The sequence below is a fragment of the Mesorhizobium sp. M0514 genome, assembly GCF_040321145.1.
GTDB lineage: Bacteria > Pseudomonadota > Alphaproteobacteria > Rhizobiales > Rhizobiaceae > Mesorhizobium.
Window position 1 is genome coordinate 36,949 of record NZ_JAMYQZ010000045.1, and the last position, 12,835, is coordinate 49,783.

A 12,835-nucleotide genomic window follows, 5' to 3' on the forward strand; every position below is an offset into this window, starting at 1 on the left:
TTGCAACGAATGGTTGGGAGGTGTTAACAGACCGGCGGTAAACCGGCTTTCCCGACCAGGCGAGGCGACCTTTCGGATGGACTTCATCTTCATGCTGACGCGTAACGATCGCACGGTCGAGGACTGTCTCGACCTCGTCGAGTTGATCGAGCCGGTCGGCCTGAAGCATGTCGGTTTCAAGGATATTGGCGTCGCGCCGGATGTGCTGCGCAAGCTCGCTGTCGCCATTGCCCGGACAGGCGCCACCACTTACATGGAAGTTGTCTCGACGACGGCTGAGGCCTGCCTTAATTCCGCGCGCATCGCCAGGGATCTCGGCATCCAGCGCCTGCTCGGTGGCACCCAGGTCGACGAGATCATGGCGCTGCTGGAGGGGAGCGGCACCAAATACTACCCTTTTCCGGGTCGGCCGGTCGGCCATCCAACCAAGCTCGGCGGCTCGGTCGAGGACGTCGAGGCTGATTGCCGAGCCTTCGCCGAGAAAGGTTGTGCGGGATGCGATATCCTCGCCTATCGCGCCACCGAGGCCGACCCGGCCGAACTGGTGCGCGCAGCCCGGCGCGGGCTTGGTCCGTCGCGGCATCTGATCGTCGCCGGCGCTGTGGCATCAGCCGATCGGATCAAGGCAATCAAGCTGGCCGGCGCCAACGCTTTTACCATTGGCACAGCGGTTTTCGATGGCTCCTATTCGCCGACGAAAGGTTCTATCCTCTCGCAACTGCGGGATGTCCTCGCGGATTGCGAGCGTGTCTAATGCCAGTCATCGGCATCGATCTCGGCACACAAAGCCTGAAGGCGATCGTTGTCGATGACGAATTGCGGCTGCGTGGCGAGGCCGCTGTGTTGTACCAGCCGGCCTTCCCGGCGCCCGGCTGGGCCGAACAGAACCCGGCGCTGTGGCTGGCGGCGCTCAAGCCGGCCATTGCCGGCGCGCTCGACAAGGCTGGGCTTGCGCCGTCCGACATCAAGGGTATTGCCATTGCCGGCCAGCTCGACGGCTGCGTCGCGGTCGATCGCAATGGTGAGGCGCTGGCGCCGTGCATCATCTGGATGGACCGGCGGGCGTCCGGAGAAATCGCCGGCATAGATCCCGGCTTCATCCGCGAGCGCACCGGTCTCGTCCTCGACGCCACGCATATGGCGGCCAAGATCCGTTGGGCAGCGCGCAACCTGCCCGAGACGCGCCGGGTGGCGCTCTGGCATCAGCCTGTATCGTTCGTGGTTGCGGCGCTGTGCGGCCGCGCCGTCATCGACCATGCGCTGGCCTCGACGACCATGCTTTATGGGCTGAGGGAGCGCGATTACGCCGGCGATCTGCTCGCGGCCTTCGACATCGATGCAGACAGATTGCCCGCCATCGATGATGCCACCGCAGTCGCCGGCGCTTTGACCGGCGCCGGCGCCGAGCTGACCGGTCTGCCCTTGGGGACGCCGCTTGCGGTCGGCACCGGTGACGATTTTTCCGCCGCCATTGGTGCCGGCGTCGTTATGCCTGATATCGTCGCCTGCAATCTTGGCACGGCAGAAGTGGTCGGTGCGGTATCGGACACGCTTCGTCTCGACCACGGCGGCCTGGTCGAGACGCATGGTTTTCTCGGTGACCGCTATTTCATCTCCAATCCCGGATGGCTTTCGGGTGGCGCGGTGACGTGGTTTCTATCAACCTTCGGCGTCGATTCGCCGGCGGCCATGTCGGAACTGGCGGCGACGGTGGTTGCCGGCAGCGATGACCTGCTGTTCCTGCCGGCGCTGTCCGGCGCCATGGCGCCGCGCTGGATCGACGAGGCGCGCGGCGCTTTCTACGGGCTGACTTCCTTCCACGGCAAAGCGGCTTGCGCCCGTGCCGTGCTGGAAGGCTGCGCCTTCGCCATGCGCGACGTGGTCGACCGGCTGGACGAGCTCGGCATCGCCACGGGGCGCATCAGGCTCTCGGGCGGTGGTGCCCGCAGCCGGGTGTGGGCGCAGATCCGCGCCGATGTCAGCGGCAGGCCGGTCGAGATCGCGGGTGCGGCCGATGCCTCGCCGATCGGTGCGGCAATCCTTGCCGCCGCGGCCGTCGGCCTTACCTCCTCAGTGCAGCAGGCGGCTGAAAGGCTGGCCGGCCACGTCGAGACGATCGACCCTGATCCTTCCGCCAAGGCCGCCTACGACAGAAGTTACCGCCGGTATCGCACCTTGTTCGATGCCCTGACCCCGCTTCATGCTGACTGACCGGACTGCATCCTATGTCCAGACAAATGCTCGATCGCCTTATTGCCGGCACGCTGCCTGACCCGGACAGCCAGGGAATGCTGTCGGTGCCGCTGAAGACCATCGTCATAGGGCGCGGTCTCGGCGACGAGGCCGATGCGCTGGTCAAGCCGCTGCCGCTCGGCCGCAAGCTCGCCGTGGTCATGGATCCCGACACAAGGCTGGCGCTCGGTGAGAGGGTGTCGATCGCACTGCGTGGCAGCAGCGATGTCGACAAGATCATCCTGCCGCGCCATCCGCATCCGGACATGGACGCGGTGCGATCGGTGATCGCACGCACGAAAGACGCCAGCGGCCTGGTCGCGGTCGGATCTGGCTCGATCAACGACATCACCAAATATGCTGCCCATCTCACCCAAAAACCTTATGCGGTGTTCGGCACCGCGCCATCGATGAACGGCTACACCTCGGTGTCGGCGGCAATCACCGAGGACGGCCTCAAGAAATCGCTGACGGCCAGCCTGCCGGTCGGCGTCTTCCTCGATCTCGATGTCATGGCGCGGGCGCCGCACCGGCTGATCGCTGCCGGCTTCGGCGATTCGATGGCGCGGCCGACCGCGCAGACCGATTGGCTGATGGCGCATCTGTTGCTCGGCACGCCCTACAGGCAGGCGCCGTTCATGCTTCTGGCCGAGGACGAGGAGGCGCTTATCGCCAAAGCCGGCGAACTCGGGACCGGCGACATTGAGGCGATGGAAGTGCTGGTGCGCACGCTGGTCATGTCGGGCCTTGGCATGACTTTGTGCGGCGGCTCCTATCCGGCCAGTCAGGGCGAACATCTCATCGCCCACTATATCGACATGCGGGGCCAGGGATTGCCCGAAGCGCATCACGGCGAGCACATAGCGGTGACGACGTTGACGATGGCGCGGCTGCAGGAACGCGTGCTGGCGCTGCGGGAGCTGCAGCTCGCGCCCTCCGCCGATACGCCAGACCGCTTCATCGAAATCTTCGGCGAAACGCTCGGACGTTCCTGCTGGGCGGCATTCAAGCCCAAGCTGCTGGACCGCGAACGGGCGGACGCTGTCAACACCATGCTGGCCAGGCAGTGGCGCTCGCATCGCGAAAGGCTGCTGCGGGTGGCACGCCCGGCTCGCGAGATCGCGGCAGCACTGCGTGCCGCCGGCGCCCCAACCACGCCGCAAGAGGTCGCCATACCGGCTGGCTTCTACGACGAGGCGGTCGCCAATGCGCGGCTGATCCGCGACAGGTTCACCATGCTCGACGTCGCTGCTGCCTCGCTCGAAACGGTTGCGGCGGGAGCCTGAGCGGGTGCTGCGTCCGCTCACCGACTTCACCGCGCCGGACCGGCGCAACATCGCTGTCGTGCTGACCGACATAGACGACACCTTGACCGACAAGGGGCGGTTGCCGGCAAAAGCCTATGCGGCGCTCGAGCGGCTGAAGCAGGCCGGATTCATTGTCGCGCCGGTTACCGGCCGCCCTGCCGGCTGGTGCGACCTGATCGCCCGGCAATGGCCGGTGGACGGCGTGATCGGCGAGAACGGCGCCTTCTATTTCCGCTACGACGACGCCAAAAAGCGGATTGTTCGCCACTACGCCAAGAGCGCTGCCGAACGGCAGGCCGATGCCGCGCGCCTCAAGGAGATCGAGCAAACCGTTCTGCGCGAAGTTCCGGGTGCGGCGGTCGCGGCCGACCAGGCCTATCGCGAGGCCGATCTGGCGATCGATTTTTGCGAGGACGTGGCGCCGCTGCCCAAAACCGAGGTTCTGAAGATCGTCGGCATCTTCCAGCGCTATGGCGCGACGGCGAAAATCTCGTCCATCCACGTCAATGGCTGGTTCGGCAAATACGACAAACTGTCGACAAGCCGGCTATTCTTGCGGGACTGTTTCGGTATAGATATCGACCATGACAAGGACAGCATTGTCTTCGTCGGCGATAGTCCAAACGATGCACCAATGTTCGGCTTCTTCCCCAACAGCGTCGGCGTCGCTAATGTGCTGGACTTCGCCGGCGAGCTTCCGGCGTCTCCCGCCTTCGTCACAAGCGGGCGCGGCGCGAAGGGATTTGCCGAGTTTGGGGACGCGCTGATTGCTGCAAAGGGAATGGAATAGTCATGGACCAAGGCCGACTGACGAAGAAGGAGCGGCACGCGCTTATCCTTTCGGAAGTGCGCCGGTCGGCGTCGATACGCATCTCCAAGCTCGCACGGCGCATCGGCGTCGCCGGCGAGACCATCCGCCGCGATCTCATCGAACTCGGCGATGCCGGGCTGATCAACCGCACCTATGGCGGTGCGACGATCTCGCTGGTGACATCAGAACCGGTGATTTCGGAGCGTGGCCTGACCCTGATCGAGGAGCGCGCCCGCATCGGCCGCGGCGCGGCAGGCCTTGTCGAGAAGGGCCAGATCGTGATGATCGATGGCGGTTCGACCACCTATGAGGTGGCGCGCAACCTTTCGCAGCTGAAGCGCGACCTGACTATCATCACCAATTCCACCGGCGTGGCCTCGGTGGCGGGCGCCAATCCGACCTTTCGGGTGCTGCTCTGCCCCGGGACCTATGATAGCCGGGAAGGCAGCGTGTTGGGCGAAGACACCGTCGAGTTCCTGCGCCGCTACAATGCCGACGTCGCCATTATCGGCGCATCGGGGATAAGCGCCGATGGTCCGAGCGACATGATCTCGGGCGCCGCGGCCGTTAAACGCGCAATGATATCGCGTTCACTGTCGACGGTGCTGGTGGTGACCCACGACAAGTTTGGCCGCAGCAGTCTGGAACGCATCTGCGGGCTCGATGACATTGCCGATATCGTCACCGACAGCGAACCGAAGGCCGACCTGCGCACTGCTGCCGAACAGGCGGGCACGGAGCTGCATGTGTTTGCCGCCGACTGATCAGCATTGGCTATCCGGCGGCATCCCGGTTGGTCAGCGCGATGTGGCAGCAGCCGGGGCCGTGGCCCGGCGTCCAGGTGACATTGTCGAAGCGCACGCCCGTTGCCTTGAACAGACCACGGTCGAAAGCGCCGGCGATGCGGCAGAGCGTGGCGAGTTTTTCATCACCGACACCGGCCTCGACCCAGGCGTCCTTCAGCGGACAACGCTTCACCTTGAAGGCGATGTGGTCCGGCCCGCGCTCGACATCGGCCGGATACATCAGGCCGCCATCCGGGCTGACGGCCAAAAATGCCTCGCCGATGGCCGGCGCGTCGTTAGGTCCGAAACGGGCGAAGGCGGCCGCCGCCACCTCCTTGCCGCGCTGCTCGATGATGCGGATCATGATCGCCTCGGCCTTTTCCGCGCCGAGTTCGCCGGTCAGCTCGTCGAGAAACAGGCGGTAGAGATCGGCGCGGTTACGGAAGGCGGAATCGAGTTCGCGCGAGAGTTTTTCGGCTCTGGCTTCTGGTTCGGTCATGGTACTTGCCTGCTGCTTCTGTCCAATCTTGGCGCCGCCGCAACCAGCGCCTTGCCGATTGCCGACTGCGGCGCGTCGATAACGTTGCGGGCGTCGCCGCTCTCGGCGATCCGCCCGGCATCGAGAAGAACGACGCGGTGGGCGATGGCCCGTACGACGCCGAGATCATGCGAAATGAAGAGATAGGCGATCCGTTCCCTGGCTTGCAGGTCGAGCAGCAACGCAAGGATCTGTCCGCGGACCGAAACGTCGAGCGCCGACACCGCCTCGTCGAGCACGATCAGCGACGGTTTGGTCGCGATGGCGCGGGCGATGGCGACGCGCTGTCGCTGGCCGCCGGAGATTTCGTGAATGGCGCGCGGGGCGAGATCGGCTGCCAGCCCGACGCGATCCAGCAAGGCAGCAATGCGGGCCGGCCTCTCGGCGCGGGAAGCGATGGCATGGATGCGCAAGGGATCGTCAAGCACGCGAGCCACCGTGGCGCGCGGGTTGAACGCGGCGAGCGGATCCTGGAACACCATTTGCAGGCGCGCGCGCTTGGTGCGCAGGGCCGCACCCTTCAAGAGCAGAAAGTCGTCGCCTTCGAACTGGACGGTGCCGGCGTCGGGCTCGATCAACCTAAGCACTAGCCGCGCGATCGTCGACTTGCCGCTGCCGGAGCGCCCGGCCAGCGCCAGCGTCTCGCCGGGTTCGATGGCGAAGGAGACACCGTCGACGGCCGCGATGGCCTTGCCGCCACGACGGTATCGCTTGGTAAGACCGGAGACGGTGAGCAAGTTCATGCCGGCGCCCGTCGTAGCAGCGGATCGGCGTCGAGGCCGAGATGGGCGTCGAGCAGCGTTCGCGTATAGGCATGGCGCGGGGCGTTTATGATTTGCTCCGTCGGGCCGAGTTCGATCAGTTCGGCGTTCCGGAATACAGCGATACGCTCTGCGAGTTCGGCGGCCAGCGCGATGTCGTGGCTGATGAACAGCAGCGTCATGCCGTCCTCCGCCACCAGTTGCCGAATGAGGCTGACGATTTCGGCTTGCACAATGGTGTCCAGCGCGCTGGTCGCCTCATCGGCGATCAGCAGTTTCGGACCGGCTGCAATGGCTGCGGCAATAGCAACGCGCTGCTTCTGGCCGCCGGAGAGCTGGTGCGGGAAAGCACGCATGGCGGTTTGTGGGTCGGGCAGCCGGACACGTTGGAGCAGGGTTTTGGCTTTGGCGTAGGCTTGCGGCCAGTCGAGGCCGAGGTGGGTGCAGGCGACTTCGGCGATCTGTTTGCCGACGGTCATGACGGGGTCGAGGCTGGCGGAGGGGTCCTGGAAGACGAAACCAATGTCGCGGCCGGGAAGGGGGAGCGTGCTGGGCTCGGTTAATTTGAGAGGTCGGCGTTCCGTCACACCCCCCTCTGTCCTGCCGGACATCTCCCCCGCAAGGGGGGAGATTGCTCTCTCATCTCCGCCTTCGCCAACCACGAACGTTGCAGAAGGGAAGCCGTCGGCAAAGCTGCTGATCTCCCCCCTTGCGGGGGAGATGTCCGGCAGGACAGAGGGGGGTGCCTTGACGCCTGCCTCTCCTGTAGATCTCAGGAACCAATCGATCCTTCCCTTAACCTTGGCTGACCCCGGCAGCAGTCCAGCCACCGCCAGCGCCAGCGTGCTCTTGCCCGAACCGCTTCCGCCAATGATCGCCAGCCGCTCGCCGGCAATAACATCCAGGCTGACCCCCTTCAGCGCCGTCACCTCGCTGCCATCTCGCCGATAGCGCACCGACAGATCGCGTATCTCAGCCAGTGCGGTCACGACAGGCTCCTCCGCACCGCCGTCGTCTCCACCACGCATTCGCCGGCGAGATAGATACCGAGCACGGTCAGTACCAGGGCAATGCCCGGAACGATCGACAGAAAGGGTGCGGTGCGCAGCACAGTGCGGCCCTCGGCGATCATGCCGCCCCAGGTGACGCGATTGGGGTCGCCGAGGCCGAGGAAGGACAGCGCTGCCTCGGTGAGGATCGCGGCCGCCACGATCACCGAGGACAAGGCCAGCACCGGCGGCAACGCGTTGGGCAACACCTCGCGAAAAGCGATCTCAAGCGGATGCATGCCGATGACGCGAGCGCCGGCGACGTAATCGCGTTCGCGGATCGACAGCACTTCGGCGCGCGCCACACGCGCCGGCCCGGTCCAGGCGCCGAGCGCTATTGCCGCGACGACGATGCCGAGCGACGGACCGACGACGCTGACGAAGGCCAGCGCCAGCAGGAAACTCGGCACGGTCTGGAAGGCATCGGTGATGCGCATCAGCACCTCGTCGACAAGGCCGCCGGCAAAGCCGGCCAGCGTGCCGACGACCGCGCCGACGAAGAGTGCCGCCGCCGCCGCCGCCAGGCCGACCGCCAGCGAGGTGCGGGCGCCGTGGAACAGTTCGGCCAGCACGTCACGGCCGAGCCGGTCGGTGCCGAGCGGCAGCGACCAGTCCTGGAACGGCGGCAGCAGTGCTGGTCCGGCAATGGCCTGCGGGTCGCCGGGGAAGAGCAGCGACGCAAACAGCGCCATGGCGAACAGAAGCGCCAGGATGATCGCGCCGGCGACCGCTTCCGGCCGGCGCAGGAACCGCGGCAGCGCGCTCACGCGCTGGCCTCACTGGCGCCGACGCGCGGGTCGAGGAAGGCGTAGGCGATGTCGACTGCAAGGTTGATGGCAATGACGAGGACGGCGCTGGTGAGGATGATGCCGAGCAGCAGCGGCGTGTCGCGCGAGGCGACCGCTTCCTGCGCCAGCCGGCCGAGCCCGGGCACGGCAAAGACGCTTTCGATGACGACGCTGCCGCCCAGCATCTGCGCCGATTGCAGGCCGAACATGGTGACCAGCGGCAAGAGCGCGTTGCGGGCGACATGGGCGAGCACGATGCGGCGGCGTGACAGCCCCCTGGCGCGGACGGCGAGTACAAAATCCTGCCGCCACGCCTCGGCCATGCCGGCGCGCATCATGCGCAGATAGAGCGCGAGATAGATGAAGCCGAGCGCGGAAACCGGCAGGACGAGGTGGACGGCGATGTCGGTGGCGCGGTCAAAACCGGTCTTGTCCGAGGCCAGGCTCTCGATGCCGCCGATCGGCAGCCAGCGCAGGTCGACGGCAAAGACGACGATCAGCACCAGGCCAAGCCAGAAACCCGGCACGGCATAAAGCGCCAGCGAGCCGATCGACAGGAAGCGGTCGCGAAAGCTGCCGGGTCTGGCGCCGGCGTAGATGCCGAGCGCCGAGCCCAAACCGAAGGAGAGCGCGGTGGCGGTCACCATCAGGAGCAGTGTCGTCGGCAGGCGTTCCAGGATGACATCGCGAATTGGCCGCGAGAAGGTAACGGACTGGCCGAGGTCGAAATGCAGCAGCGCCCAGAGATAGTTCGCGAGCCGTGTCAGCTCGGACTGGTCGAGGCCCCAGCGATGACGCAGCAATTCGATCATGCCGGCGTCGCCGCCGGTCGAGACGATGTAGGCGTCGACCGCGTCACCGGGGGCAGCTTCCAGGAGGAGGAATGTGCCGATGATGACGATCAGCAGCACGAAGATGCTGCCGACGAGGCGACGGCGGATGAGGGTGAGGGCGCGGGTCATGGGAAAGGCATAGCGCTACGCCAGTCGGGAGAGGTGCGGTGTCTAGGCACCCCCCTCTGTCCTGCCGGACATCTCCCCCGCAAGGGGGGAGATTGGATGTCGCCTCTGCCTTCGCCAGTCTTCGATGCCGAATGTACGCGACAGCGAAGCTGCTGATCTCCCCCCTTGCGGGGGAGATGTCCGGCAGGACAGAGGGGGGTGTGACGAAACGCGGCCCTACGCCATGCCTTCACACCAATTTCTTTGCGAACTTTCATCCGCGCAAATGTGTCACGATTCCAAATACGTGTCCGCCCAGTTCGAAACCGCCCAGCGCGGGTTGTTGGCGATGTTCCCCACCGTCTCGCGCGCGACGCTGATGAAGCTCCATTCGGCGACGTTGATCAGCGGCAGGTCCGCCGCGACCTGTTTCTGGAATTCCTTGTAGAGGTCGGTGCGCGCTGACGTATCCAGCGTCTCCGAAGCCTTGGCGATCAGCGCGTCGAGCGCGGCGTTCTTGTAGCCGCCCTGGTTGGAGAACGGCACGCCGTCGGGAATGCCGCTCTGCACCAGGATGGTGGTCGAGATCGCCGGGTCGCCGCGGAACACCGGCGGGCCGACGGCGAGGTCGAAGGCGTGGTCGGTGTAGACGGCCTTGATGTGCGCGGCCGAGTCGTTGTTGACGATCACGGCGTCGATGCCGATTGCCGCCAGCGCCTGGCGCAGATAGTCGCCGAACTGCTTGGTCTCGTTGAAATAGGGTGCCGGCAGGAGTTTCAGCGCAAAACGCTTGCCGTCATCGGCGCGCTTGTACCCCGCGTCGTCGAGCAATGCGTTGGCCTTGGCGACGTCGAATGGATAGATCGGCACGTCGGCAGTGTAGAATTGCGGATCGTTCTTCGGCACCGGGCCGGTGGCGGTGGCGGCATAGCCGAGGAACACCGTCTTGACGACGAAGTCCTTGTCGATGGCATGCGCGATCGCCTGGCGGACCTTCACGTCGGCCAGTTCCTTGCGGCGATGGTTGATCTCGACGACGAGCTGATAGGTCAGCCCCTCATAGCCCTTGGAGATCACCTTCAGGCCCGGCACCTTGGAGATGCGGTCGAGGTCGGCCAGGGGCACGGCGGAGAAGGCGGCGAGCTGGATCTCTTCGGCCTCGAGCGCCGCTGCAGCCGACGTGCGGTCGGGTAGCACCTGGTAGATGATCTCGTCGAGATACGGCTCGTCCTTGGCCCAGTAATCCGCATTCCTGGTCAGCTTGTAATACTGGCCGGCCTTGTATTCGCCGAACTTGAACGGCCCGGTGCCGATGGGTGCATTGTTGGCCGGGTTGTCCTCGATCTTGCCGACCTCGTAGATGTGCTTCGGCACCACGCTTGACAGCGCCGGCAGCGCGTTGCGGATCAGCTGGAACGGCGTTGGCTTGGCGAATTTGAAGACGGCGGTCAGATCGTCAGGGGTGTCGACTCTGGCCAGATCCTTGAACACGGTGCGGCCGAGATTTTGCAGCGGTTTCCAGATCTGCAGCGCGGAGAAGGCGACGTCGGCCGAGGTGAACGGCTCGCCGTCATGCCACTTGACGCCGTCGCGCAGTTTGAAGGTCACCGACAGCCCATCGGCAGCACCTTCCCAGGAGAGCGCAAGGCGGGGTTCCAGTCCGTCCTTGCCTTCGAACGAGGCTTCGGCCAGCGTTTCGACGATCTTGCTGGAGATGAAGAAGACGCCGTTGGAGGCGACGATGGCCGGATTGAGGTTGCGCGGCTCGGAATCGGCGGCAAGCACGAGGCGGCCGCCCTTCTTCGGCGTCTGCGCCCAGCTGAATGTGGGCATGGCGGTGGAGGCCAGCAGTAAAACTGAGCCGCCAAGCAGCGTGCGTCTGGAAATATCCGACATGATCAACCTCCGTCCTCTCCGCGACCAGATGGGCGCACCCCTCGAAGCTGGCGGCACCCGCCAGCATCCTCGCGGCGATTATGGCCCTTGCCAAGGGTTTCGCCAGAGACGGAATTGGCGCATCTTTGCTTGGCTTTGAAATTTTCGTCCGCTGGACCAGTTTAGAGGTGGCCCTTTCATTCTGGTATTCTGGTAGGACCAGATTGCCTTAGTGTGCAGCAATGACGAGTGGTGACAGCCTGCCGAAGCAATCTAACCTGTTTCTGGCTGGACCAGAGTTAACGAAATGGTGCAGATTTGATCGAAGCCAAGGGATTGGACGCAGTACGGCCGGCGATCCCACTGATATCAGGGAGAGAAAGATGAACATCGCCCCGGGCAAGAGCGCCGTCAGCAATATCCCGTTCGATCAGGCGAGGGTCGACCGGCTGATGGAAGAGGCCGGCATCGATGTTCTGCTCGCGACCTCCAAGCACAACACGCAGTATCTGCTTGGCGGCTACAAGTTCATCTTCTTTGCCGCCATGGATGCGATCGGCCATAGCCGTTACCTGCCTATCGTCCTCTATGAAAAGGGCGGGCCCGATCATGCCGCCTATATCGGCAACCGCATGGAAGGCGCCGAGCACCAGAACAACCCATTCTGGACGCCGACGCTGCATGCCGCCTGCTGGGGCACGCTCGATGCTGCCAATCTTGCGGTTGAGCACATCAGCAAGATCGGCAAGGCAGGCGCCCGCATCGGCATCGAGCCGGCCTTCCTGCCGTCGGACGCCTATGCGCTGATCCGCAGGGCGTTACCGGATGCCAGGCTGATCGACGCGACCGGCATGCTGGAGAGCATGCGCGCCATCAAGACGGACGCCGAGCTGGAAAAGCTGCGTATTGCCTCCGAGCTAATCACGGATTCCATGCTGGCGACCATCCAGTGGGCGCATGAAGGCACGACCAAGGCGGAGATCATCGAGCAGCTGCGGCGTGAGGAAACCAATCGCGGCGCGCATTTCGAATATTGCCTGCTGACGTTGGGCGCCAGCCACAACCGCGCGGCGTCACTGCAGGCTTGGAAAAAGGGCGAAGTGCTGTCGATCGATTCCGGCGGCAATTATCACGGCTATATTGGCGATCTCTGCCGCATGGGCATTCTGGGCGAACCGGATGCCGAACTGGAAGATCTGTTGGCCGAGGTCGAGACAGTGCAGCAGGCGGCGTTCTCGAAGGTGAGCGCAGGCACCGTCGGCGGCGATATGATTTCGCATGCCGAGGGCGTGCTGAAGGCCTCCAAGGTCGCGCCCTACACGGATTTCTTCGCCCACGGCATGGGGCTGATCACGCATGAGGCTCCGTTCCTGATGACCAACCATCCGGTGACCTATGAAGGCACCTATGCCGCCAAGCCGCTCGAGACAAACATGGTGCTGTCGGTGGAGACGACCATGCTTCACCCGACGCGGGGGTTCATCAAGTTGGAGGACACGTTGGCGGTGACGGATACGGGATGTGTGATGTTTGGGGATCGGGCGCGGGGCTGGAATAGAGGTGGGGCTTTATAGAACGAAGGCCGGCGCCGCCCCTCATCCGCCTGCCGGCACCTTCTCCCCGTAGAACGGGGAGAAGAAGGCAGCTCGGGCGATTGGCGAAATCGCCGATGAGAGCTGTCCAGCCGATAGATGGGTAACACTTTGAACCGGATACATAGGTGACACTTCTCTCCCCCTATGCGTCCG

General features: G+C 64.7%; 12 protein-coding genes. 6 read left to right on the plus strand and 6 right to left on the minus strand.

Going from position 1 to position 12,835, the window contains the following annotated elements; genetic code table 11:
- The first annotated feature begins 76 nt into the window (after nt 1-76).
- From NKI61_RS19080 to NKI61_RS19100, 5 genes are read left to right on the plus strand one after another with little or no spacing between them, the layout of a single operon-like run.
- A complete protein-coding gene (locus NKI61_RS19080; RefSeq protein ID WP_352840278.1) occupies nt 77-754 on the plus strand; it encodes a beta/alpha barrel domain-containing protein in 678 nt (225 codons plus the stop codon).
- The gene (locus tag NKI61_RS19085; protein ID WP_352840279.1) at nt 754-2,211 is read left to right on the plus strand and encodes a xylulokinase; all 1,458 of its coding nucleotides are present in this window, start codon (nt 754-756) and stop codon (nt 2,209-2,211) included. The genes NKI61_RS19080 and NKI61_RS19085 overlap by 1 nt, the downstream gene beginning before the upstream one ends.
- A 14-nt stretch (nt 2,212-2,225) precedes the next feature.
- A complete protein-coding gene (locus NKI61_RS19090) occupies nt 2,226-3,518 on the plus strand; it encodes an iron-containing alcohol dehydrogenase (protein WP_352840280.1) in 1,293 nt (430 codons plus the stop codon).
- A 7-nt stretch (nt 3,519-3,525) separates the two neighbouring features.
- Nucleotides 3,526-4,329, plus strand: coding sequence for an HAD-IIB family hydrolase (locus tag NKI61_RS19095; RefSeq protein WP_352840287.1), 804 nt, complete (start codon nt 3,526-3,528; stop codon nt 4,327-4,329).
- 2 nt (nt 4,330-4,331) lie between these two features.
- The gene (locus NKI61_RS19100; protein ID WP_352840281.1) at nt 4,332-5,114 is read left to right on the plus strand and encodes a DeoR/GlpR family DNA-binding transcription regulator; all 783 of its coding nucleotides are present in this window, start codon (nt 4,332-4,334) and stop codon (nt 5,112-5,114) included.
- A 10-nt stretch (nt 5,115-5,124) separates the two neighbouring features.
- On the opposite strand, the gene NKI61_RS19105 is transcribed toward NKI61_RS19100, so the two are convergent.
- The 6 genes from NKI61_RS19105 to NKI61_RS19130 form a co-directional block, all read right to left on the minus strand.
- Nucleotides 5,125-5,634: an L-2-amino-thiazoline-4-carboxylic acid hydrolase gene (locus tag NKI61_RS19105; protein WP_023743088.1), complete on the minus strand. Its 510-nt coding sequence runs from the start codon at nt 5,632-5,634 to the stop codon at nt 5,125-5,127.
- On the minus strand, nt 5,631-6,416 hold the full coding sequence (locus tag NKI61_RS19110; protein ID WP_286440123.1) for an ATP-binding cassette domain-containing protein: 786 nt from the start codon (nt 6,414-6,416) through the stop codon (nt 5,631-5,633). The genes NKI61_RS19105 and NKI61_RS19110 overlap by 4 nt, the downstream gene beginning before the upstream one ends.
- Complete coding sequence (locus NKI61_RS19115) at nt 6,413-7,423, minus strand: ABC transporter ATP-binding protein (RefSeq protein ID WP_023743089.1); 1,011 nt, start codon at nt 7,421-7,423, stop codon at nt 6,413-6,415. The genes NKI61_RS19110 and NKI61_RS19115 overlap by 4 nt, the downstream gene beginning before the upstream one ends.
- Entirely contained in the window at nt 7,420-8,250 is an 831-nt protein-coding gene (locus tag NKI61_RS19120; RefSeq protein WP_023743090.1) for an ABC transporter permease, read from the minus strand. The genes NKI61_RS19115 and NKI61_RS19120 overlap by 4 nt, the downstream gene beginning before the upstream one ends.
- Nucleotides 8,247-9,233 carry an ABC transporter permease gene (locus NKI61_RS19125; RefSeq protein ID WP_352840282.1) on the minus strand — a complete coding sequence of 329 codons (987 nt, stop codon included), beginning with the start codon at nt 9,231-9,233 and terminating at the stop codon, nt 8,247-8,249. Before NKI61_RS19125 ends, NKI61_RS19120 begins: the two co-directional genes overlap by 4 nt.
- A gap of 270 nt (nt 9,234-9,503) precedes the next feature.
- A complete protein-coding gene (locus NKI61_RS19130) occupies nt 9,504-11,108 on the minus strand; it encodes an ABC transporter substrate-binding protein (protein ID WP_352537065.1) in 1,605 nt (534 codons plus the stop codon).
- Nucleotides 11,109-11,470: 362 nt separating this feature from the next.
- Here NKI61_RS19130 and NKI61_RS19135 point away from each other — a divergent pair, with 362 nt between their 5' ends.
- Nucleotides 11,471-12,661, plus strand: a complete 1,191-nt coding sequence (locus NKI61_RS19135; RefSeq protein WP_352840284.1) for a M24 family metallopeptidase — start codon at nt 11,471-11,473, stop codon at nt 12,659-12,661.
- The last annotated feature ends 174 nt before the right edge of the window (nt 12,662-12,835 follow it).